This window comes from Algoriphagus halophilus, from assembly GCF_900129785.1.
GTDB lineage: Bacteria > Bacteroidota > Bacteroidia > Cytophagales > Cyclobacteriaceae > Algoriphagus > Algoriphagus halophilus.
Genome location: NZ_FSRC01000002.1, coordinates 178,743 through 201,356, shown reverse-complemented (window position 1 = coordinate 201,356; position 22,614 = coordinate 178,743). Strand labels below are relative to the sequence as shown.

Here is a 22,614-nt window from a genome sequence, read left to right as displayed (position 1 = left end):
TACGAAATGTGAAAAAGGAAGTCTAGGTTATTTATTAGGGGAAGAATTAATATCTCTTTGTTGATTACTGACCACTGTCAACTGATTACTAATTACAAAACTTCCAACTGCCTCCTATACATTTGAATAGTGTTTTCCAATCCATAATAAAGCGCATCACAAATTAATGCATGTCCGATGGATACTTCATCTAAGTAGGGGATGGATTGCTTTAAAAATGCCAAGTTATGTAGATCCAGGTCGTGTCCTGCATTGAGCCCTAATCCTAATTCTTTTGCGATCTCTGCAACTTCCACATAAGGCTTTACTGCCATCTCTTTGTTTTGAGGATACCCAACTGCATAGGGCTCTGTGTATAGCTCAACTCGATCTGTCCCAGTTAATTTCGCTGGTTCAAAATATCTGACTTCGGGATTGATGAAGATAGAAACCCGAATACCTGATTCCTGTAACTCTGCTACAATGTCTTTTAACATCCCTTGATTTGAGATGGTATCCCAACCTGTATTGGAAGTAATGGCATTGGGTGGATCAGGAACAAGCGTGGCTTGGGCTGGCTTAACCTCCTTTACTAAATCCATAAATCTTTTGTCGGGGTATCCCTCGATGTTAAATTCTGTCGTTACAACTTGGGCTAAGTCATACACATCTTGATGTCGTATATGTCGCTCATCAGGTCTTGGATGTACGGTAATTCCTTGAGCACCAAAGCGCTCAGCATCCAGAGCTACTTTGACTACATCCGGGTTGTTTGCCCCTCTTGCATTACGCAATGTGGCGATCTTATTAATATTTACGCTCAGTTTAGTCATTTCCGGGTCGAAAAAGGTATTTTTGTTTGATTTTAACCAATAACACAAACTTAGGGCTTATGAGTTTAAAGCAGAAAGTAGATAGTGAAATTAAATCTGCAATGATCGCTAAAGATAAGGATAGATTAAGAGCATTGAGAGCTGTGAAATCTTTAATCCTATTGGAAGAGACAAAAGGAGGAGCAGCTGGCGAGCTATCTGAAGATGAAGAAATGAAAATCTTGACCAAAGCTGCCAAACAAAGGAAAGATTCTGCAGATATCTACAAGGAGCAAAACCGAGAGGATTTATATGCTGTGGAAATGGCAGAACTTTCGATTATTCAGGAGTTTTTGCCAAAAGCCTTGACTGACGAAGAGTTAACTCAGGCGATTCAGGAAATAATTGCTCAAACTGGAGCTTCCAGCCCAAAAGAGATGGGAAAAGTGATGGGAGTAGCCAGTAAACAATTAGCAGGAAAAGCAGATGGTAAGGCTATTGCAGATAAGGTGAAAGCATTATTGAATAGCTAAGTTGAGTACAGTAGACATCATATTGCTAGTCATACTTGTTCTTGGAGCTTTCGAAGGCTATAGACAAGGATTCCTGATGGGAGTCCTTGGCCTTTTTGGTTTCGTAATTGCCATTATTTTGGGGATTTACTTCATGGACCCAATGACGGATTGGTTACAGGAAAATGTAACCGAATTCAATTTAGGCTATCCCATTCTTGGCTTTTTTGTCATTTTTATACTCACCTTGGTTTTAATCAATTCCGTCGGTTGGGTATTGAAAAGAGCGATGGATATGGTTTTGTTAGGGTCATTGGATTCTGTGGCGGGGGTATTTCTTGGGGTTGTGAAAGCCGCATTTTTTATCAGTTTGTTCTTCTGGCAAGCAAGCCTATTTAAATTGGATTTACCTAAACAATGGACTGCAGAATCTGAATATTTGGGCTTTATAGAACCAGTTGCTCCGGCAATTGTAGAGGCTATTGAACCATTTTTCCCGAAAGTGGAGGAGAATCTGGAGAGGTTGGAGGAAATTGTAGATGAAATATTAAATGATTCTGCTGATTGATAATTTTGATTCTTTCAGCCATATGTTGGCCGACTTGGTTCGTCAGGCAGGGGTAGAATTAAAAATTGTAAGAAACGACACCTCACTTGAGGAAATACAAGCAATAGAATTTTCTGCTTTAATTCTTTCTCCTGGTCCTGGTAAGCCTGACCAGGCAGGGAACTTAATGCAGATTTTTGAGGAATATTATAAAAAAGTACCTGTTTTAGGAGTTTGTCTTGGTCATCAGGCAATCGGAGAGTTTTTCGGGGCCAAGTTGGTGAAAAATGAAATTCCGATTCATGGTAAAGTCCATCAGGTAAGAAAAACGGCAAATCACCCATTTATGGAAGGTATGCCCGAATGCTTTAATGTCACCCGATACCACTCCTTACAATTAGGAGAAATCCCTACTACGCTAAAAGTATTATTGGAAACCCCAAAAGGTGAAGTCATGGGACTTGTTCACCAAGATCTGCCTATTCTGGGGATTCAATACCACCCGGAAGCATTTTTAACTGAATATGGATTAAAGCTTATCCAAAACTGGGTAAAGACTTTTGATGCCTAAGTTTATCGAAGATCAATGATTTCTACCCCTGCATGTTTTTTGGGGTCAAACACAAAATTGGAATCAGGAAGGCTTGGATCAGGCTTTAGATTTTTGAAGGCATAAGTAAATGAGCCTCCTTGACCGTCAAACATCTCCCAACCTAATAAGTCTTTGGTGTTTTTGTCTATCATCAATTTTACTCTCTGAAAAGGAGCACTGGAGCTCTCAGCATCTAGCTCTACAACATTGGCTTGTTTTCCTTGGTAAGATTTATCTGCTAACAATTTGTAGTTAAAACCCTTTTCATACATCTTATAAATGTTGGTGGGAGTTAACTCTCCTTCCATTTGGGAAACATCATTGATGGTCACTTCCTTGTAAGTAGGAGTTTCTATAAAAGTCCAAACAGTTTTCCCATCATTGAATATTTCTTGATCAGGAAGTTTCAATCTGTATTGGTTCCCTTTAACTGAAATATCACCACTCTGACGGTCGCTGGTACCTGCTTGATCTGAGTAAGTATAGTCAAAGCTAGCTGTGAATCCTTTCATACTCTGATACTTTTGACTCATCCCGTCCAGTACCGCTTTGGCTTTTGGATCTTTTTGAGCAGAAGCTTCAAATACAGAATTTAAAGAAAGAAATAGGGTAAATACTAGGGCAAATCTTTTCATGGAATCTAGGCTTTTAGAACGCTATTTGAAAGCCACTATAGGCTATTCAATAACCGTTCCAAACTAGCTTCATCCTGCACCAAGACTTCTCTGGCTTTTGATCCTTCAAACGCGCCAACAATTCCTGCTGCTTCCAGTTGGTCAATGATTCTGCCCGCTCTGTTGTATCCTAATTTCAGCTTTCTTTGAATCAAGGAAGTACTGCCTTGCTGGTGCATGACAATTAGCTTGGCTGCATCGTCAAAAAGTGGGTCTCTATCTGAAAGGTCCACATCTCCTACCGATCCATCTCCGTCCTCTCCTTCAAATTCTGGAAGTAAGTGTGCATCGGAATAACCTTTTTGCTCTCCAATCCAATCACAGATCGCATCCACCTCTGGAGTGTCTAAAAATGCACACTGGATCCTAGTGACATCTGAACCTAAAGAAAGCAACATATCTCCCATACCGATCAATTGATCTGCACCACCTGCATCGAGAATGGTTCGGCTATCGATTTTGGAAGTAACTCGGAAAGAAAGTCTAGCTGGGAAATTGGCTTTGATGATACCCGTAATTACATTGACAGAAGGTCTTTGGGTCGCCACTACTAAGTGGATACCAATGGCTCTTGCCAACTGGGCTAATCGGGCGATAGGGGCTTCAATTTCTTTTCCTGCAGTCATCATCAAATCCGCCAACTCATCGATGACCAAAACGATGTAAGGCATGAAATGATGGCCTTTTTCAGGATTAAGTTTCCTACCTATAAACTTCGCATTGTATTCTTTTAGATTTCTGGCTCCCGCATCTTTCAAGAGATTGTAGCGGTTATCCATTTCAATACATAGTGAATTTAAGGTGTAAATGACCTTTTTGGTATCGGTAATAATGGCTTCTTCAGCTCCTGGGAGTTTGGCTAAGAAATGTCGTTCAATCTTGTTAAAAAGAGTCAACTCCACTTTTTTAGGATCGACCAAAACAAACTTCAACTGAGAAGGGTGTTTCTTATAGATCAAAGAGGCCAAAATCATATTTAAGCCTACAGACTTACCTTGCCCAGTGGCTCCAGCCATCAGCAAGTGGGGCATTTTAGCTAAATCCGCCACGAATACTTCGTTGGAAATGGTTTTACCTAATGCGATTGGTAAGTCCTTGTCCGAACGCATGAATTTTTCTGTTCCCAGTACCGCTCGCGCAGGAACCAATTCCCTGTTTTTGTTAGGGACTTCAATACCGATGGTTCCTTTGCCAGGAATTGGAGCAATAATACGAATCCCCAATGCGGCCAAACTCAAGGCGATGTCATCTTCCAAATTTTTGATTTTGGAGATTTTTACCCCTGGTTCTGGTACAATTTCATAGAGGGTTACAGTTGGCCCAATAGTAGCCTTGATCTCCTGGATTCCGATTTTAAAGTTTTCCAAGGTTTCAACAATCTTGTTTTTGTTGTCTTCCAGCTCCTGGCGAGAAACCGTCACTTTCTGAACATCGTATTCGTTCAGCAAATCGAGCGTAGGATATTTATATCTTGGTAAGTCCAGCGTAGGGTCAAAAGGATCTAAATTTTCAACTTCGGAAGCTGTTTTTTCTTCTCCAGCAGCTTTGGTTACTGAGAAGTTTTTGTCATCGATAGGACTGGCAGGCTTCTCTACTATTTCATCCAATAAATTGACTTGGGAAATATTGAAGATGTCTTCCTCTTCTTCTATTGGAGCAGGATTAGGTTCATCTACAATTTCCACCTCGTCATTTTTGACTATCCAATCACTTCCATCGTCTTCAAACTCCTCTTCTTCATCCAGTTCTTCTTCAATAAAATCTTCCGATTTTGATTTCTTATTTTCCTTTTCAAATGGGTTTTTGGCGGTATTTATGGCTTCATCCAACTCTTCAGAGGAATCATCCATGTGCTCTGATTTAGCTGTAAACCACTCCAGTTTATCAATGTCAAAGAAGAAGATTACAAAAATCAGCAGGGCTGCACCTATGACAATAAAGGTTCCCCAGCTCAGAAAATCTGCAGATAGTCTAGCCAGCTCATATCCAAAACCACCCGAAAGGAAACTCCAGTAGGAATAGCCTTCAACTAAAATGACGATGTAGCCAGTCAATAAGCCTAGCCAAAAAGTAAAGAATAAGGCAAAAGTGGTGTATCTGGTAAGGGAAATGAGAGAGACTTTGAAACTCCATTTAAATCCCAGAAGAAAAAGAAATGGAGGGAAAAGGAATGCTGCAATCCCAAACCATCGGTAAATCATCCAATGAGCTGCTTGGGCTCCTAAATATCCCAGCCAATTGGTAGAGTTTCTCGCAGTTTCGCGGATTTCGTTATCCACGGGTGCATTCATGACTAAACTCTGATCGTTTGGCCCATTGAGTAAGTAGCTTAAAAAGGCTATGAAAAGGAAAATCCCAATCGACATGAGTAAAATACCCATGGTCAACACCAGCTTGGAGCTTTTGATTTTACCAAAAGAAAACTTGAAGCCTGTTGATTTAGAGGCTGATTTTTTCTTGGTAGTTTCTCCCTTTTTTCTAAAAGTATTGGTCCTAGGTGAATTGGTGGCCATGTATTCCTTTAAAATCCGATTTTAAGATAAGATGATTGGATTGAGTTTAGCACATTACTTAGAAAAATATGCCAATAATCCTTTCTTGATCTTTTTGATCAACCCAGGTCCCTCATAAATCATGCCCGAGTATACTTGAATAAGGCTTGCTCCTGCTTCTAACTTCTCAATGGCATCTTCAGCAGAGAAGATTCCTCCTACTCCAATGATGGGAAACGCCTTGTTTGATTTCTCAGCAAGGTATCGGATTACTTCTGTACTTCTACTCGCTAAAACTTTTCCAGACACTCCTCCAGCTCCAATTGCTTCGACTTGAGATACTGGAGTGGACAATTGTGAACGATCAATGGTAGTGTTGGTCGCAATGACTCCGTCTATTTTTGTTTCCAACACGATTTCTACAATGTCATCCAGCTGTCCTTCTGTCAAGTCGGGCGCAATCTTCAATAAGATAGGTTTGGGTTTCTCTTTTTGATCATTTGCATTTTTAACAGCCTGTAGCAATTGCTTTAAAGGTTCTTTTTCCTGCAGATCTCTTAGGTTGGGGGTGTTCGGTGAACTCACATTCACTACAAAATAATCCACGTAGGGGTGAAGTTCTTCCAGACAGATTAGGTAATCATCCACCGCATTTTCATTGGGGGTGACTTTGTTTTTGCCAATGTTTCCGCCTACAATTACATCTGACTTTCTCTTCTTTAATCGTTCTACCGCCTCTTTTACTCCTCCATTGTTAAAGCCCATTCGGTTTACCAAAGATTCATCCTGAGGAAGTCGGAATAAACGCGGCAGAGGATTCCCGTCTTGAGGTTTGGGAGTTAGGGTTCCAATTTCAATAAAACCAAAACCCAACATGGCCATTTCATCAATTAACTTTGCGTCTTTATCAAATCCAGCTGCCAAGCCTACTGGGTTTTTGAATTTCAATCCAAAGACCTCCCGTTCCAATTTCGGATCCTCTAATTGAAAAGTAGATTTGACAATTGATTTGGCAATAGGGAAATTGAAAGTGAATTTGGTAAGATCAAATGTGAAATGATGGGCATCTTCCGGATTCTTAAGGAAGAAGAGAGGTTTCAGGATGGATTTGTACACGGTTTTGCAGTTCTTTTCAAAACGCAAAGTTAATCATTGAAAGCTTGGAAAATAACAAAAAATCAGATTCTCCAAGATCCGAGATCAATGAGTTCTGAGCTTAACTTTAACAATCACAATCTTTCACCATAAAACTTACTCCTTTATTGATTGCTTTACGAATTGCCTGGCATATAGTGCCAAAATTCCAATAATTCTCACCCCCATCTTTGTCGGGAATTCCCCATGCGTTGATCTCTGTGACGATAGCATTGTCTGAGACGATATTTCCTGAGGTTGTTTCTATCAGTGCTACTGGGAGTGTGGCCGAAATATCCTGATCTGGCGCTGGAGGATTCATTTCATAAACTTCCTGCGCAGTTCTGTAATCCCAACCATCAGAATCTACGGTTTCTCCAAGTGTAATTCCCAAAAAATAAGGATAACCTAAATCAGAATTGACTTTTGCTCGTTGTGCTGGATCATTGAGGTCTTTGATTCCTGCGGAAAGCAATTCGTAGTCCATCCGATCATACAATTCCACTTTTGTAAATCCTTGATCTCGTAACAGGGTCAAGATCTGGCTTTCCAATTGATTTTGCTCTCCAGGTGAAAGTCTGCTAAAACCAGGGTCCCAACCAAGAGGCAAAAGCAATACTCCTTCATATTTGCTCAAGCAAATATGACATTTGAAGCGGGTATAAACTTTTGTGGAAGTGCAGGCTGAAAGAGCTATTAGAATAAATAATATTAGAAATTCCTTTTTCAAAATATTAAGTTCTCAACTTTAATTAATTAGAAACCTCGCTTATCGTTCGATATTTAGCCCATTTACTTAGCAAGCCAACAATTGAAATAATATGAAGGATAATAGCTGATCCTAGGATCAAATCAGTATTAGGTCGATCTGTTATTTTAAAATAAGCTCCGAAAATCAACAGATACACACTTAGAAGCAAAAGTCGAAACATTAGTTTCTGACGATTTGTGAGCTTGTTTAATTGAGGGAAGAGTTTATAAAGCAGAATTATCATGATTTTAAGTAAATAGTGAATGGATTAATTTTAAGAATCAGAAGCAAACTCTAAAATCCTATTTTTGTACCAGTACAAAATTTCAGGCGAAAAAATGGGCATTGATATTAGCTCAACTAGAATTCCGTCTTTGATGATGTAATGAGTAGGCGATATTTCAATCTTGAAGTTTTCATTCACCCATTTTCTTTCGACGCTAGCGGTTTTGTATCCGAAATCTCCATTCTTTGAAAAGTAGCGCTCTATTTTTTGTGGTGAAGACATTGCAAAACTTAAGAATACAATGTCCTTATGATCTTTCAATTCTTTAGTAAGTTTTTTAAGATTTTCTTCTTCTTGCTTGCAACCAGTACAACCTACAAACCAAGTATTAAGCACGATCACCTTTTCTTTCAATTCTGAAAATTCCAGTTTGTTTCCTTCTAGATCCACGTAATCAAACTCTGGGAAATTATTTCCTATCGGCAACCCCTCTGTCAGATTTCTGTGGGTGCTGATAATTTCCTCAGCCTGTTCTGAAGATAATTTATTGTAATCTTGAGCTTTTACAATTGAGAAAATAAAGAGAAAGGCAAATAATACTAATTCCTTTTTCATTGAGGCTAAAAATTACACTCAAAACTAATCTTTTTTTAGTAATCACCAACTAACAACTATTTCCTCGGATGAAAATCTGTCAAAACCTGCCTTAAATAGTCGCGGTCTAGATGCGTGTAAATTTCCGTAGTCGTGATGCTTTCATGGCCCAGCATTTCCTGAACTGCACGAAGATCTGCTCCTCCTTCTATCAGGTGCGTTGCAAAGGAATGTCTGAACGTGTGTGGACTAATATTTTTCTCTATTCCTGCCTGCTCAGCGGTTTTCTTGATGATCAGAAAAATCATCACACGGGTAAGTTTCTTACCTCTTCTATTCAAAAATACATATTCCTCATGGCCTTTGGCGATCGCTTGATGCACACGAACTTCATCTTTGTAGATATTCAAATATTTCAAAGCGTCTTTACCGATGGGGACTAGTCTTTCTTTGTTGCCTTTCCCAACGACTTTCAGAAAACCTACATCTTCAAAAACCTGCCCTTTTTTTAATTCAATCAGTTCCGACACCCGGAGACCGGAGCTATAAAGCATTTCCAACATGGCCCGGTTGCGGTGACCTTCTGGTTCCCCAAGCGGGATGGCCTCTAGAAGTTGGACTATTTCTTCATAACTTAAAGTGTCTGGAAGCTTTCTTCCCAGTTTTGGAGCCTCCAAAAGTTGAGCAGGATCTTCATTAATTTTATCCTCGTACATCAAGAACCTATAAAAAGCTTTGATGCCCGAAATGATCCTTGCTTGGGTGTAGTCAGATATTCCTAGTTTGGCAATTTCATTTACGAATTTGCGTAGGTGTTCCAGCTCCAAGGAAAGAGGACCTAATTCCATGAAATTTACTTCACTGTAATTCGCCAATTTTTCCACATCCCTGCTATAGGCCTCGATGGAGTTTTCACTAAGAGACCGCTCGATTTTTAGGTAATGACGGAATTGTTTGATATGATTTTCCCAGGTTTTTTGCATTGGAGCAAATAAATATTGAAAGTTTGGAAAATTAGGTTGGAAAGTTGGAAGGTTCAAATGTTTAAAGGTCTTAACTTTCCAATCAGAAACTAATTACATTTGAGTTGAAATTTACCAACCGAATATTGTTTTGAAATCGAGCATGAATCAAGAATCAAACATTGGGATGATTATTGCCAAAGTGAGATTCTCCCGATAGAAATCGGGACTGGCTATGTGACGAATAAAGATCAATAATAAACACATGAAAATACTGATTATCAACGGGCCTAATTTAAATCTTTTGGGAAAAAGAGAACCAGAGGTCTATGGAAGTACTTCTTTTGAAGAATATTTTGAAACCTTGAAATCCACGTTTCCTGAAATTCAACTCGAGTATTATCAAAGCAATGTGGAGGGAGAGCTGATCAATAAAATCCATGAAGTCGGATTTAGCTATGATGCCATCTTATTGAATGCAGGAGGATATACCCATACCTCTGTGGCCATTTCAGATGCCATCGCTGGAGTGACTACTCCGACTTTGGAAGTGCATATTTCCAATATTTACAAGCGGGAAGAATTTCGCCATAAAAGTATCATTTCCAAATCCTGTATCGGCATGATTTCAGGGCTTGGACTGAAGGGCTATGAATTGGGAATCCGCTATTTTCTATAAACCTACAAACCTATGTTAACCTTTGCTCCAGGACCTTCTAAGGTCTACGATTCTCTGCCAACTTACCTGCAGGATGCCTATCAAGAGGGGATTTTGAGTGCCAACCACAGAAGTTCGGTATTTATGAATTTGTATCAAGAAACAGAATCTTTGATGCGGGAAAAGCTTTATATGCCAGATGATTACAAATTATTGTTCACTTCCAGTGCAACCGAAAACTGGGAAATCATCACTCAGTCTTTGGTTGAAAAGGCAAGCTTTCATATTTACTCTGGCTCTTTTGGTAAAAAATGGATCGGCTTTGCGAAACATATCAATCCCGCCACAGCTGGAATAAAGATTGAAGCGAATCAAGCGATTGATGTAGCTGGGCTTGAAGTGTCGGAGGAGTTTGACTTGATCGCTTTGACCCAAAACGAAACAGCCAATGCTACCCAAGTTCCGATGTCGGTTATTGAGGCCATCAAAGAAAAATATCCAGAGAAAATGATTGCTGTAGACACTACTTCTTCTATGGCAGGGATAGAATTGGATTTCAGTTTGGCAGACGTTTGGTACGCATCAGTACAAAAATGCTTTGGACTACCGGCAGGATTAGGGATGTTGATTCTTTCTCCAAAAGCCATTGAAAAGTGTGCCGCAAAAGGAGAGAGCGGAAGGTACAATAGCTTAAGTTTTATGCTGGAAAATGCAGAAGGCTATCAAACCCATTATACCCCGAATGTAATGGGGATTTACTTGTTGAATAGGGTTTTGAAAGATTTGGAGGAAATCCAACATATTGATGCCAATCTTAGAGAGCGTATGTTACAATTGGAAAGCTGTATTGCTCATACCAACTCATTAAGGATGCTTGTGGATAATTCCGAAACGAGAAGCGTGACTGTTTTAGCGGTTGCTGGACCGGAGGAGTTAATTGCCACTGTGAAAAAAGATGCTGAAAAGGAGGGCATGCAATTAGGATCAGGATATGGTCCCTTAAAACCAACTAGTTTTAGGATTGCGAATTTTCCAGCCATCACCAATGATGAAATGGATAAATTGATGAGTTTTTTATCGAAGTATTAAATAACTATTGAAGTCACATCGAAGGAAGAGAAACGACAAGGAGAAACCTCATGATTATTCTAAAAATATTGATTGAGGTTTTTCTTACTTCCTGTTTCTGAAATAACATATAGTTCTTTATTTTTTAATTCTAAAATCATATAACACCAATCATAAATTTCATACTTTCGCGGCATGTTTGATGTCAAGGAAATTTTATCTGTTTCACTGATCTTATTTTCAGTGATTGATATTCTAGGTTCTATTCCGATTATAGTCAATTTGCGGAAAAAAGTAGGGCATATCCAGTCCGAAAAAGCCACCTTGGCAGCGGGGATATTAATGATCTTGTTTTTGATTGGAGGGAAGTCAGTTTTGAGCCTTTTTGGAATCGGAGTAGAGGACTTTGCGATTGCGGGTGCATTGATCATTTTTGCGATAGGAGCAGAAATGATTTTAGGAATTGAACTTTTTAAGCCTGATCCAGATGCTTCTGAAGGAGCTTCCATTGTTCCCATTGCGTTTCCATTGATAGCAGGTGCAGGAACTTTGACCACTATCCTTACACTGAAGGCTGAATTTGCCCAACTCAATATTGCCATAGGTATTTTGTTGAATTTGATCTTTGTCTATGGCGTGTTGAAAAGTACCAGTTGGCTGGAGAGAAAGCTGGGTAAGACTGGATTGGATGTGCTGAGAAGAATTTTTGGAATTATTCTTCTTTCCATCGCCGTGAAAATTTTCAAGACAAATGCTTTCCCAATCGGAGTAGATTCCGGAGTTTAAAACTCTTCTCTTGATCATTTTCCTTTTCTTTGTACCATGATTACCATTTACACGGATGGCGCTGCCAAAGGCAATCCAGGGCCAGGAGGCTATGGCGCCGTTTTACTTTTCAACAATAAAGGAGAAATTCTTCGTAAGGAACTTTCTGAGGGGTTTCGATTGACCACCAATAACCGCATGGAATTACTGGCAGTAATCCGGGCTTTACAGGCCTTGAAAGTGACCGGGATTCCTGTACGGATTTATTCCGATAGCAAATATGTAGTAGATGCCATCGAAAAAGGGTGGCTTTGGGGCTGGCAAAAGAAAGGGTTTAAGGATAAAAAGAATCCAGACCTTTGGCTAAGGTATATACCGCTTCATTTAAAATATAAACCCAAGTTTATCTGGGTAAAAGGCCATGCTGGTAATCCTGAAAATGAGCGATGCGATCAACTGGCAGTTGCTGCATCGGAGGGGTATAATTTACCTGCAGATGCAGGCTATGAAGAAAGCCAGCGATAAAAGTAAGGAAGTAAGAAGTGAGAAGGCTGAAATTTTAAACTTCTCACTTCTCAATTTATAATTTGTCCATTGTTTGCAGTGGAATATCTGCTCGGTTTACTTCTAAAAGAGGTTTATATTCTGATTGTGGATATTGCCAGCCTTCATCACCTAATTCATATAGCAAAGGTGCGAGATTCTGAACAGCCGCTTTACAGCCTTGAACAATAGCCCCCATGTTTCCGGTTTGCTTCGATAGCACCGCCTCATTTTCGATTTCAAAGGGACCAGAAAAACCTCTGTCTTTCAATACATTGATAAAAGCCCTCCAATCCATGGAATCTCCCAATCCAAAACCTGGAAGTGTAGCTTCATAATGATGTCTATCCCAAGGGTTAGTACTGGAAGGGATTCCCAACTTCTCTGCCCATTCTGCTTTTACTTCCTGCATGGGATACATATTCCCCCAGAATGGATCTGGGTTGTTTAGAGTAGATTTAACATGGATTCTTTTAAGGCGATTCATATCTGTTTGTCGGATAACAGAAATTGGATCGGTATGTTGCCATATGTCATGGGATGGATCGTAGATTTCTCCATGGTTGAGTTCTGGAACCAATTCATACATGATTTTTCGAGCTGCCAAAACTCCCGTAAGATTGTTGAAGGTTCCGAAGTGTCCTGAACTTCTCCAACCTTCCATCGGGCAATTTTCATAAAGGACGGTGACACCCAAGTTATTGGCATAGCGAATGATAGGCCCGAAAATTCGTTGGTATTCCAATAAATTTTTCTCAAATCCACCTTCTTGATTTCCTAGCTCGTGGTTATAGCCTACAAAGGTTCCTACTTTTACATCGTTTTCATCTCCACCTAACAAATAAGCCATGCGGATCAAGCAAAGCAAGTGATTTTGATTCTTGATTCGCTGAGCCGGATCACCTCCTATCAAATTTTCAAAAGCTCCAATAGAAAGTCGGAGTTTTGCTCCGTTGAACTGCTCAATTAGATATTTTGCTTCTTCTGGACCAAAATTTTCATAGTCCAAATGCGTAGCCACAAAATCGTCCCGGGTTCCATCTTTTCTAAAAACGCATAAGTCCAGACCTTGCACGCCTATTTCCGTCGCTTTTTCTATGGTTTGTTCTAGGTTGAGTTGATCGAAGGCGGATGTCATGATCCAAATCGGATTAGCCATAGGGGTCAGTTTTTAATTTAAAATTGAAAATGTAAGAACAATCTAAATTAATAAATCTCAACTCATAAATCTGAAATCATAAATCAAGAATACCTTCTACGCATCTCTACCTTCATTTTTTGTCGTTCCCACAGTGCACGGGCGAGATCAGGTGCGACTTGGTCCGGTTTGGATTCATGAAGGATTCTTTTCAGCTTTTCTTCTCCCAAATCGACTCGATAGCAAATTTGGAGGAGGCGTTCAAACTCTCTATCCAGCATTTGGCGGATGACTTTGGAAAGAAAATCAATCGCTTTTTCCTCGTCAAAAGCAGTTTTGGCCTCGGGCAACTGAAAATCTTTTTCCAGAAGCTGAAAAGTTTCTTGAATAAGTGAGTTGGCCATAAAATATCAAAAAAGCCCCGCATGGCAGGGCTGTAAATTATTCTTCTTTGTCTTCTTCTTTACTTTCCTCTAAGGTTTCAGGAACCTGAGTTCTGATGATTTTATACCAAGAGATCAATTTTTTGATGTCAGAGGTATAGACTCTGGACTCATCTACTTCTGGAAGTACATGTTTCATGAAAGCTCTTAATTCGGAGTCATCTGGATTGGCATCCAATCCCAAGTCCCCCTGAAATTCAGCCTCGATTTTTTTCATGATGGATTCCAATGGCTCAGCACCTTCCTCAGTCATGGTATAAATAGAAATATCGCTCAGGATAGAAACGCGCTGAGACATTCCTGCTACTAGTTTAGCTTTCTTCTCATCCAAACTTTCCAAGATCACTCCCGATCTAGATGGTTTCAAAACTTTGAATAAACCCGGCTTTCCGGCTACTGTTGCGATGTCTTTAAAATTCATTGGTTTGTTTTTTTCAGGCTGCAAATATAGGATTATCAATTAAATGATTTCCCCAGATTCGTATTCTTGTACCAGTTCTTCTATAAATGTGGTCAATTGTTCTTTTCCTTGCCCATTTTCAGCAGAAGTAATAAAATAATCCGGGGCCTCCTCGAAGATCTCTTCCATTTTTTTTAGAAACTTCCGGATATTTTGATCGGTCTTGGTTTTAGACTGCTTATCCGCTTTTGTAAAGACCAAAGCAGCAGGAACGCCTTCCGTTCCACACCAAAGTAAAAATTCCAAATCAATTTTTTGAGGCTCCAAACGGCTATCCACCAATACAAATACTCCACACAAATTTTCTCTTTTGGTCAAGTAAGTACTGATCATATTTTCCCAGCCCTGCTTCACTTTTACATTGACTTTGGCAAAACCATATCCAGGCAAATCCACCAAATACCAACGGTCATTGATCATAAAATGATTGATCAATTGGGTTTTTCCTGGTTTTTGGGAAGTTTTGGCCAAGTCATTTTTCCCTGTCAGCATGTTGATCAAGGAGCTTTTTCCTACATTTGATCTACCGATAAATGCTACTTCCGCCCGATCAGGTTTTGGACAATTTCCGGGGTTTGTGTTACTGACTACAAATTGTGCTTTTTGGATCATAAACGTGGATTTGTGGCAAAAATACTAATAATAGTTTAGGAATGTCTTTCTCATAAATGGTAACAATTTTCCAATCCTCGGGTTTCTTGAGTATTATTGCGCCTTCAAAGAACGATTCGTGATGTCTGTAGTACCTTACAAAGATAAGCAAGACCCTAAAAAAGCTCAGGTTGCTGAGATGTTTAACAATATTTCAGGCAAGTATGACCTGCTCAATCACGTGCTCAGCATGGGGATTGATATTATTTGGAGAAAAAAAGCCATAAGCTATCTTAAAAAAGATCAGCCAAAACTGATTTTGGATATTGCTACCGGAACTGGAGATTTTGCCATTGAAGCATTAGCGCTTAATCCTGAAAAGGTAATCGGAGTAGATATCTCTGAAGGAATGCTTGCCGAAGGAAGGAAGAAAATGACCAAGAGAGGTCTGGATGATAAAATCGAGCTGCAGCTTGGGGATTCCGAAGGTTTACTCTTTGAAGATAATAAGTTTGATGCTGTCATCGTTTCTTTTGGAGTTAGAAACTTTGAAAATCTGGAGAAGGGACTGGCAGATATGTATCGGGTCTTAAAACCTGGAGGGAAAGCAGTAATTTTGGAATTCAGTAAGCCTAGGAGTTTTCCAATGAAACAGGCTTATGGATTTTACTCCAACTTTGTTCTTCCCCAGGTTGGCAAAATTGTATCCAAAGACAATTCTGCTTATACTTATCTTCCTGAATCCGTTCAGGCCTTTCCTGACGGAGAAGATTTTCTGGCTGTATTGAATAAGGTCGGATTTACCTGTACTCTATGCAAACCACTTACATTCGGCATCAGCTCCATTTATGTGGGCGTGAAATAAGCCTGACAGTATTTTTGATGATGGTCATGACCCTGTCCTCCTTTGGGCAAGGGATGTTTGGACTTACCTCAGGGTCTGGTTCGGATAATAAGACCTTGTCTTATGGGTTTTTTCTGGCCGCACATACCAATGCCTATCAAATAAAATATTCGGATGCCTTTATGAACCCTGCCACAACGAGTTCGGCAGGAGTCAGAGCGGTCTTTCCTAAATATTCCCCAGGATTTTCTTTGGGATTCATTGGAATGTTACGGTTTCATGATCAGGTTCAATTACTCTTTACTCCAAAAGTAGGTTTCTATGAGTATAAGACAGAAGTCAGTTATTTTGGGACAGCGGACTCTTCTTTAGATAATTTTCCTGCAGATGAGGGCAATACATTGAACAATACTACAAGTACTCAAATGCTAACCTCAGAAGCCACAATGGTAGAGCTTCCTTTACTTTTTAAATATCGATCGCAGCGATTTAACAATACTCGAATGTACTTCTTGGGAGGAGCCAGCTATAATTTCCGTACCAAGGCCCAAGACGAAGCGGATATTGAAGACCTGGTGACCACTGGACAGGATGTCTCTTTGGAGATGGGAATGGGGTTCGAGATTTATTTTAAGTACTTCAAATTCGCGCCGGAGATCCGCTTTTCACATGGCTTGAATAATGCCTTTAGAAGGGAGAATACCATCCCCGAACTTGCAGATGCCATTTCTTCCATCAAAAGGAAAAGCATTACACTTTACTTGAATTTTCAGTAGTTTACCTCCATTTGTTAAAAGATAGTTGGTATTTTTTTTGCCCTAATGGAATTGTGTAGTGATTGAATTTTAGCATCCATACAAATCTAATTATCTTTCAGCATGGAAAATAAAATTGCTTTGGTCACTGGGGCGACTTCAGGAATCGGAAAAGCCTGTGCCCTGACATTGGCTAAATTAGGATACAATATCATCGCCACTGGAAGAAGAGCTGATCGATTAAAGGAATTGGCGGCTGAACTTCCAAATGAGGTAGAATACCTTCCGTTAGTGTTTGATGTACGGGATAGGGAGAAGGTGTTGGATATCTTGGGAGCATTGCCTGAGGAGTGGAAGGCTATCGATGTGTTGATCAATAATGCAGGAAATGCCCATGGGCTAGATCCAATTCAAAATGGTAGTTTGGACGATTGGGATGCCATGATGGACATCAATGTGAAAGGATTGTTGTATGTTTCCAAGGCAATCATTCCAGGGATGACCAAGCGAAAATCCGGAATAATTATTAATATAGGCTCTATTGCGGGAAAAGAAGTGTACCCCAATGGAAATGTTTATTGCGGAAGCAAACATGCAGTAGATGCCATTACCAATGGAATGCGTATTGATCTAAACCCTTTTGGACTAAAAGTAATAGCTATTCACCCGGGTTTGGTGGAAACTGAGTTTTCGTTGGTAAGATTTAAAGGAGATGAGAAGAGATCTGAGTCTGTTTATCAGGGATTTGAACCATTGCTCGCTCAGGATATTGCAGACATTGTGGAATTTGCCGTAACTAGACCCCCTCACGTGGTAATCGCTGATGTAGTGGTTTTGCCTACAGCTCAAGCTTCTGCCACCATTGTGAATAAAGAACTATGATTTCATTGAGATCCAATTTCATTTTATTGGTATGTGTGGTAATCCTTTTAGGCTGTAACCAAAAGGAGTTAAGGTCCATTGAAGGAGAACTACAAAAGGAAATAGCGGAACAGTTAAGTGATCATAAAACTACAGTTCAATCCTCTGAAATTCCAGTGTTGGAAAAGCAAATGATTGAGCAAAATTTAGTCAATGTAGAGGAAGTTGTACCTGGGATCAGAGTGGAATTAAAATATTCTACCGAAGATAATTTTTTTGGAGAAGACGTTTACGGAGAATTGATCCATGCATATTTACAGCCAGAGGTAGCGGAAAGTTTGAAAAAGGCTCAGCAGCAGCTACAGTCAGAATATCCGGATTATACCTTATTAATTTATGATGGAGCACGGCCTCTAAGTGTACAGCAAATTCTCTGGGACAACTTGGATAAACCAGATAGCATCAAACCATTGTATGTAGCCGACCCAAAATTGGGAAGCTTGCATAATTATGGGGTAGCGGTCGATCTGACCATTTACGATACTTCTAAATCAGAACCATTGGATATGGGAACTGGCTATGATTTCTTTGGATATGCGGCCTATCCTGATCGTGAAAGCCAGATGTTGGAAGAAGGCGTAATCTCTTCTGCTCAAATTGCAAATAGAGAAATCCTCCGAAAAGTGATGACCAACTCCGGATTTATGGGAATAGGTTCAGAATGGTGGCATTTCAATGCATTTTCCAGAAAAGAAGCCGGAGAGAAATTTCAAATCATTAAGTAAAAATTTATCAAATACCTAATAATCAAATCTTAAAACCAATGAACCTAAAAAAATCTTTGCTCACACTAGGGCTGATTTTCAGTATTGCTTTAGTAGCTCCTGCTCAACAATTCAGAGCTTTGGTATTCAGTAAGACCGCTGGATTCCGTCATCAATCTATTTCCGATGCGGTAGTTGCATTGAAGAAAATGGGGAAAACGCATGTATTCAGTGTATACACCACAGAAGATGCCAGTGTATTTACGGATGAAAACTTGGCGAAATACGATGTGGTGATCCTTACCACTACTACGGGTACCATTTTTAACGCGGAACAAAAAGCGGCTTTCCAGAAATTTGTTCAAAGTGGAAAAGGAGTAGTGGGAATTCACTCAGCAACAGATACTGAATACGAGTGGCCATGGTATAATAAGATGATCGGAGCTTATTTCCTTTCTCACCCAGCTCAGCAAACCCTAAGATTGGAAGTGGTGGATCAGAATCATCCAGCAACTTGGCATTTGCCTAAAAATTGGCTCTGGACAGATGAATTGTATGAATTCAGAGAAATCAATCCTGATATCAAAGTCTTGGTAAAAGCTGATGAAAGTACTTACAAGGTAGCTAAGGGAAATGGAGACAACCACCCAATGGCATGGTATCATGATTTTGATGGAGGTAGAGTATTTTACACCGCTTTAGGACACGTGGAGTCTGCTTGGGAAGATCCTGATTTCTTGAAACATCTTTATGGAGGGATCTGGTATGCCGCTACAGGCCATCCTATGAAATAAGAGATTTCTTGTTGAAATTTGCAGCTCCCGGAACTAAATCCTATGATTTCGGTTTTCTAAACAAAAAAGAGAATACCATGCTAAAAGCACAAGCGAGACCTGTCCATTTATACATGGAGGCTAATCCAAATCCAAACTCTTTGAAGTTTGTCGCAAATTTTATGTTGGCAGAAGATGGAGTAAGTTTTGATTATCCAGATGCTGAAAGTGCAGAAAATAGTCCTTTGGCTCAGGAACTGTTTAATTTTGCAGCTGTTCGGAGAGTTTTTGTTGCATCTAATTTCGTGACTGTCACCAAATCTGAGGATGTGGAATGGTCTGAAGTTCAGAATATATTCAGAGATCATATCAAGGCGTATTTAGAATCAGGGCAGCCTGTGGTAAAGGCAAGTTTTGACAAGGATCCTTTGTTTGATGAGAACGATTCAGAAGTTGTGAAAAAAATTAAAGGTATTCTGGATGAATATATCAGACCGGCTGTAGAGCAGGATGGTGGAGCCATTGTATTTCATTCATTCCATGACGGAGTAGTCAAAGTATTGCTTCAAGGCTCTTGCTCAGGATGTCCTTCTAGCACAGTTACCTTAAAGGCTGGAATACAAAACCTTTTGACCAGAATGCTTCCGGAAGTGAAGGAAGTAGAAGCAGAAGGAATTTAAGTAAATCCGTACTGATGGGGAAAAGAGATTGGACTTGGGTAATTCTTGGTGTAAATGCATTAGGAATTCGATATGTGGCATCTCTCAATCCAGAAGCTACAGATGAAATTTATTCAAGAAAATTCTTTCCGGTAATTCGGAATGTGATAGATCAGACGCTGGGATATTTGCCATTTCCCAGCGTTTATTTTTTTATCATCGCAGTATTTATTGTTTTAGGGATCTATATCTATCGTCTCAGAGAAAGATATGGATGGAAAAGAAAGGTTTTATATTCATTGAGGGCATTGGCCAATGGTTTGGGAGCCCTGATATTTTTCTTTTTAGTGCTGTGGGGTTACAATTATCAGCGCACGCCTATCTTCCAGCAATTAGGTTTAAAAACCGAATCTTTGGATTTGGAGAAGCTGAAGGAGGAAGTAATGATTACCCAGCGATTGGTGGAGCAATATAGAAGATTGATTACCACTGATACGATTGCCATAACTGAAATTTTACCTTATCCCGAGTTGGAAAAGGTAGTGCGGGTTAATATGGGAGAGAATTTGGATATGTTGGGGTTGAATTTTACCGGTAGGCCTAGAACCAAATTATTTCCACCGCCCGGTTTCATGAGAAGAATGGGGATTTTAGGTATTTATTTCCCCTTTACAGGAGAGAGCTATATAGACCCAACTTTGCATCCATTGGAACAGCCTTTTACAGTAGCCCATGAAATGGCCCATAGCTATGGTGTGACCAATGAAGGGGAAGCGAACTTTATTGCTTGGGTAATATGTGGAAACAGTAATGATCCTTTGTTGAAATATTCTGCTCAATTGAGGTTGCTGATGTACCAAATCCGCGATTATTATCGAATGGATCCTGAAGATTACAAAGTGTTTATTCAAGGTCTCGACCTTGGAGTGAAAAAAGACATTCTTTCTATCAGGGAAGCCAGCGAGGCCATTCAACCAATCTCCTATGAATTGAGTCGAAAGTCAAATGATATATTTTTGAAATCCCAAGGAGTAAAAGCCGGCGTGAAAAGTTATCAGCAACTTCCTATGTTGGCTTATGCCTGGAGGAAGAGAATGAATGGAGAATAAATTTGGTTTTATCTTTTTTAAAAGAGATTTTAGTATAAAAACTAAAATCATTTTTGATGCATGAAAAGAATTCAAGTCGCCCTACTTACCTTTTTATTTTGTAGTAAATCATTTGCTCAAATCACTGTTGAGTCTGATAGACAAGCGGATGGATCTGTTGATTTGTCCACGGTCAATACAGCTGAAATTCCTTATACAGTTCTTTTAAATTTTTCCAGTTTGGAAAACTTGAGTACTACTAGCGGGAATGTAGTGGTCGTTGTGGCGATGCCTGGAAAGAATAGGGCCACAACCTTAAAACGAATTCAGGAGAATGCTTCTACCAATTACCGTTATTCCATCAGCTATGTTAAAGGGAATATGTACGGAAAGAATAAGGTAGAACCAACCTATTTTTTTCCTGTACGGGAAGGTGAAAAGATCTTGGCTCAGCCAATGACACATTTAGAAAATAGACTTCAACCCAAGGAGAAAAATAATGATTATGTAGGACTTTCATTTAAGTTGGAAGGACCTACAGAAATTGTAGCTCCTCGAAAGGGGGTCATATCCTCCATGAATATGGGAGTGGCGGGACAGAAAGAGAATCTAGACTTTCAACGGGAAGAGAATTTTATTGAGATCTATCATGAGGATGGTAGCTTCACTAAAATCATGGTTTTAAAAACTGGAAGTCAACAAGTAAAAGTAGGGGATCCGGTGCTTCCAGGGCAGGTAATCGCCACTTCAGCTGGAGAGAATTATAATTCAGGTGCTCATGTCAGAATGGTAAATTTAAAGCCTGCAAAGGATGGGGTGGAAAAACTGAAGTATGAACCTTTTCCTGTAAGGTTTGCTACATCAGATGGCACCATAGAAATCAATCAACCGGAGAGTCTGACAGTGGCCCATCCAGATGAGCTCATTACAGTAGAAATGTCTAAAAGGGAATTGAAAAAATATAAAAGCGAAAAACAATAGTTTTACTTCCTATTCCCATACCAAACTCCCAAAATCACTGCCACGATTCCTACATAATGGCCAACTAATAAAACTTCACCATCTAATACTCCCCACATAATAGCGACGATTGGGATGAGGTAAGTTACCGAGCTGGCAAAGACTGGAGTGACTCTCTTTACCATGACATTGAATATGATGAGTGCCAAGGCCGTTCCTAAAACTCCCAAGAGTGTCAGGTAGCCTAATGCTTTTAATGCACCGGGAACGTTCACCACTTTATATGAGAAATCAGTACTCGTAAATAGAAATACCAGGGCCATTGGAAGGACCATCAAGAGTGATATAGCAGTGATTTCTATAGGCTTTAATAGTTCGAATTTAAACTTGATGATGTTCAAATTGAAGCCATAACAAATACAGGCAAGAATCACGAATAATGCATAAGCGTTGATTCCTGAGAATGCGTTAAATCCTTCCCCTTCTTTAACGGTGACTAGAATAAAAACACCTATAAATGCAATAGCCAAACCAATTCCATTCCTCCTTGTGATCCTGGAACCAAAGAAAATAGCCCCTATTATTACTACAAATAATGGGGTAAGAGCATTAAGTACCCCCGTCAAGGAACTACTGAGCTGAGTTTGGGCTTTGGCAAAAAGAAAAGCAGGAATAAAACTCCCTACCAATCCTACTATGATTAAATAGGTAATCTGGTGTTTGTTGAGGTTTTTTATTCTTGGAAGAGATAAGGGAAGCAGAAATGTCGCTGCTGCTACAATTCTATAAGCACCGACTTCACCTGGAGAGAAGATTTCCAACCCCCTTTTGATGAGGATAAAAGAACTTCCCCATACCAATGCCAAAAGGATAAGCATTCCCCAATTTTTCAGAGATTCATCGTTGGTGGTAGTTTTCATGGATCGTCTGCTTTAAAAAGCTCTTACAAAGGAAGCAAAACCAAATAAT

General features: G+C 39.7%; 28 protein-coding genes. 16 read left to right on the top strand and 12 right to left on the bottom strand.

Annotated elements, in window-relative coordinates; translation table 11 throughout:
• Positions 1 to 92: 92 nt before the first annotated feature.
• Positions 93 to 812 carry a pyridoxine 5'-phosphate synthase gene (locus BUR11_RS12850; RefSeq protein WP_074226121.1) on the bottom strand — a complete coding sequence of 240 codons (720 nt, stop codon included), beginning with the start codon at positions 810 to 812 and terminating at the stop codon, positions 93 to 95.
• Between the two features lie 59 nt (positions 813 to 871).
• Here BUR11_RS12850 and BUR11_RS12845 point away from each other — a divergent pair, with 59 nt between their 5' ends.
• The 3 genes from BUR11_RS12845 to BUR11_RS12835 are packed head-to-tail and all read left to right on the top strand — an operon-like array spanning position 872 to position 2,421.
• A complete protein-coding gene (locus BUR11_RS12845; protein ID WP_074225401.1) occupies positions 872 to 1,324 on the top strand; it encodes a GatB/YqeY domain-containing protein in 453 nt (150 codons plus the stop codon).
• 1 nt (position 1,325) lies between these two features.
• A complete protein-coding gene (locus BUR11_RS12840) occupies positions 1,326 to 1,871 on the top strand; it encodes a CvpA family protein (RefSeq protein WP_074225400.1) in 546 nt (181 codons plus the stop codon).
• Positions 1,855 to 2,421, top strand: coding sequence for an anthranilate synthase component II (locus BUR11_RS12835; RefSeq protein ID WP_074225399.1), 567 nt, complete (start codon positions 1,855 to 1,857; stop codon positions 2,419 to 2,421). Before BUR11_RS12840 ends, BUR11_RS12835 begins: the two co-directional genes overlap by 17 nt.
• Positions 2,422 to 2,423: 2 nt before the next feature.
• Here BUR11_RS12835 and BUR11_RS12830 read toward each other — a convergent pair whose 3' ends face one another.
• Complete coding sequence (locus BUR11_RS12830; protein ID WP_074225398.1) at positions 2,424 to 3,077, bottom strand: LolA family protein; 654 nt, start codon at positions 3,075 to 3,077, stop codon at positions 2,424 to 2,426.
• Positions 3,078 to 3,112: 35 nt separating this feature from the next.
• Positions 3,113 to 5,497, bottom strand: a complete 2,385-nt coding sequence (locus BUR11_RS12825; protein ID WP_234982165.1) for an FtsK/SpoIIIE family DNA translocase — start codon at positions 5,495 to 5,497, stop codon at positions 3,113 to 3,115.
• Here BUR11_RS12825 and BUR11_RS21275 point away from each other — a divergent pair.
• Complete coding sequence (locus tag BUR11_RS21275) at positions 5,481 to 5,654, top strand: hypothetical protein (RefSeq protein WP_234982164.1); 174 nt, start codon at positions 5,481 to 5,483, stop codon at positions 5,652 to 5,654. The genes BUR11_RS12825 and BUR11_RS21275 overlap by 17 nt on opposite strands.
• 29 nt (positions 5,655 to 5,683) lie before the next feature.
• On the opposite strand, the gene BUR11_RS12820 is transcribed toward BUR11_RS21275, so the two are convergent.
• The 4 genes from BUR11_RS12820 to xerD all read right to left on the bottom strand — a co-directional run bounded on the left by BUR11_RS12820 (position 5,684) and on the right by xerD (position 9,296).
• Complete coding sequence (locus tag BUR11_RS12820) at positions 5,684 to 6,724, bottom strand: quinone-dependent dihydroorotate dehydrogenase (RefSeq protein WP_074225396.1); 1,041 nt, start codon at positions 6,722 to 6,724, stop codon at positions 5,684 to 5,686.
• Between the two features lie 106 nt (positions 6,725 to 6,830).
• Positions 6,831 to 7,379 (bottom strand): hypothetical protein, encoded by a 549-nt coding sequence (locus tag BUR11_RS12815; RefSeq protein WP_074225395.1) that lies wholly within the window; start codon positions 7,377 to 7,379, stop codon positions 6,831 to 6,833.
• Positions 7,380 to 7,767: 388 nt separating this feature from the next.
• Complete coding sequence (locus tag BUR11_RS12805) at positions 7,768 to 8,334, bottom strand: TlpA family protein disulfide reductase (protein WP_074225393.1); 567 nt, start codon at positions 8,332 to 8,334, stop codon at positions 7,768 to 7,770.
• A 56-nt stretch (positions 8,335 to 8,390) separates the two neighbouring features.
• Positions 8,391 to 9,296, bottom strand: a complete 906-nt coding sequence (gene xerD / locus BUR11_RS12800) for a site-specific tyrosine recombinase XerD (protein WP_074226120.1) — start codon at positions 9,294 to 9,296, stop codon at positions 8,391 to 8,393.
• 244 nt (positions 9,297 to 9,540) lie between these two features.
• On the opposite strand from xerD, the gene aroQ reads away from it, so the two are divergent.
• The 4 genes from aroQ to BUR11_RS12780 all read left to right on the top strand — a co-directional run bounded on the left by aroQ (position 9,541) and on the right by BUR11_RS12780 (position 12,291).
• On the top strand, positions 9,541 to 9,954 hold the full coding sequence (gene aroQ, locus BUR11_RS12795; RefSeq protein ID WP_074225392.1) for a type II 3-dehydroquinate dehydratase: 414 nt from the start codon (positions 9,541 to 9,543) through the stop codon (positions 9,952 to 9,954).
• A gap of 12 nt (positions 9,955 to 9,966) precedes the next feature.
• A complete protein-coding gene (locus tag BUR11_RS12790; RefSeq protein WP_074225391.1) occupies positions 9,967 to 11,022 on the top strand; it encodes an aminotransferase class V-fold PLP-dependent enzyme in 1,056 nt (351 codons plus the stop codon).
• Positions 11,023 to 11,196: 174 nt separating this feature from the next.
• Positions 11,197 to 11,787 (top strand): MarC family protein, encoded by a 591-nt coding sequence (locus BUR11_RS12785; protein WP_074225390.1) that lies wholly within the window; start codon positions 11,197 to 11,199, stop codon positions 11,785 to 11,787.
• A gap of 36 nt (positions 11,788 to 11,823) precedes the next feature.
• Positions 11,824 to 12,291, top strand: a complete 468-nt coding sequence (locus BUR11_RS12780; protein ID WP_074225389.1) for a ribonuclease H family protein — start codon at positions 11,824 to 11,826, stop codon at positions 12,289 to 12,291.
• Positions 12,292 to 12,346: 55 nt separating this feature from the next.
• Here BUR11_RS12780 and BUR11_RS12775 read toward each other — a convergent pair whose 3' ends face one another.
• From BUR11_RS12775 to yihA, 4 genes are all read right to left on the bottom strand, one after another.
• Positions 12,347 to 13,468, bottom strand: a complete 1,122-nt coding sequence (locus tag BUR11_RS12775; protein WP_074225388.1) for a sugar phosphate isomerase/epimerase family protein — start codon at positions 13,466 to 13,468, stop codon at positions 12,347 to 12,349.
• Positions 13,469 to 13,551: 83 nt separating this feature from the next.
• Positions 13,552 to 13,851, bottom strand: a complete 300-nt coding sequence (locus BUR11_RS12770) for a hypothetical protein (RefSeq protein WP_074225387.1) — start codon at positions 13,849 to 13,851, stop codon at positions 13,552 to 13,554.
• Between the two features lie 37 nt (positions 13,852 to 13,888).
• A complete protein-coding gene (locus BUR11_RS12765; protein WP_074226119.1) occupies positions 13,889 to 14,311 on the bottom strand; it encodes a DUF5606 family protein in 423 nt (140 codons plus the stop codon).
• 39 nt (positions 14,312 to 14,350) lie between these two features.
• Entirely contained in the window at positions 14,351 to 14,962 is a 612-nt protein-coding gene (gene yihA / locus BUR11_RS12760; RefSeq protein WP_074225386.1) for a ribosome biogenesis GTP-binding protein YihA/YsxC, read from the bottom strand.
• A 121-nt stretch (positions 14,963 to 15,083) separates the two neighbouring features.
• Between yihA and ubiE the strand changes: the two genes are divergently transcribed.
• From ubiE to BUR11_RS12720, 8 genes are all read left to right on the top strand, one after another.
• Positions 15,084 to 15,806: a bifunctional demethylmenaquinone methyltransferase/2-methoxy-6-polyprenyl-1,4-benzoquinol methylase UbiE gene (ubiE, locus tag BUR11_RS12755; protein WP_074225385.1), complete on the top strand. Its 723-nt coding sequence runs from the start codon at positions 15,084 to 15,086 to the stop codon at positions 15,804 to 15,806.
• A complete protein-coding gene (porT, locus tag BUR11_RS12750) occupies positions 15,755 to 16,561 on the top strand; it encodes a type IX secretion/gliding motility protein PorT/SprT (protein WP_074225384.1) in 807 nt (268 codons plus the stop codon). Before ubiE ends, porT begins: the two co-directional genes overlap by 52 nt.
• Before the next feature lie 102 nt (positions 16,562 to 16,663).
• A complete protein-coding gene (locus BUR11_RS12745) occupies positions 16,664 to 17,422 on the top strand; it encodes an SDR family NAD(P)-dependent oxidoreductase (RefSeq protein WP_074225383.1) in 759 nt (252 codons plus the stop codon).
• On the top strand, positions 17,419 to 18,186 hold the full coding sequence (locus BUR11_RS12740) for a M15 family metallopeptidase (RefSeq protein ID WP_074225382.1): 768 nt from the start codon (positions 17,419 to 17,421) through the stop codon (positions 18,184 to 18,186). Before BUR11_RS12745 ends, BUR11_RS12740 begins: the two co-directional genes overlap by 4 nt.
• A 38-nt stretch (positions 18,187 to 18,224) precedes the next feature.
• Positions 18,225 to 18,959, top strand: coding sequence for a ThuA domain-containing protein (locus BUR11_RS12735; protein WP_074225381.1), 735 nt, complete (start codon positions 18,225 to 18,227; stop codon positions 18,957 to 18,959).
• Between the two features lie 77 nt (positions 18,960 to 19,036).
• The gene (locus tag BUR11_RS12730; RefSeq protein ID WP_074226118.1) at positions 19,037 to 19,618 is read left to right on the top strand and encodes a NifU family protein; all 582 of its coding nucleotides are present in this window, start codon (positions 19,037 to 19,039) and stop codon (positions 19,616 to 19,618) included.
• A 14-nt stretch (positions 19,619 to 19,632) separates the two neighbouring features.
• Entirely contained in the window at positions 19,633 to 20,706 is a 1,074-nt protein-coding gene (locus BUR11_RS12725; RefSeq protein WP_074225380.1) for a DUF3810 domain-containing protein, read from the top strand.
• A 60-nt stretch (positions 20,707 to 20,766) separates the two neighbouring features.
• Positions 20,767 to 21,666, top strand: coding sequence for a M23 family metallopeptidase (locus tag BUR11_RS12720; RefSeq protein ID WP_074225379.1), 900 nt, complete (start codon positions 20,767 to 20,769; stop codon positions 21,664 to 21,666).
• Positions 21,667 to 21,668: 2 nt separating this feature from the next.
• Here the strand turns inward: BUR11_RS12720 and BUR11_RS12715 are convergent, their stop codons facing one another.
• A complete protein-coding gene (locus tag BUR11_RS12715) occupies positions 21,669 to 22,565 on the bottom strand; it encodes a DMT family transporter (protein ID WP_074225378.1) in 897 nt (298 codons plus the stop codon).
• Between the last annotated feature and the right edge of the window lie 49 nt (positions 22,566 to 22,614).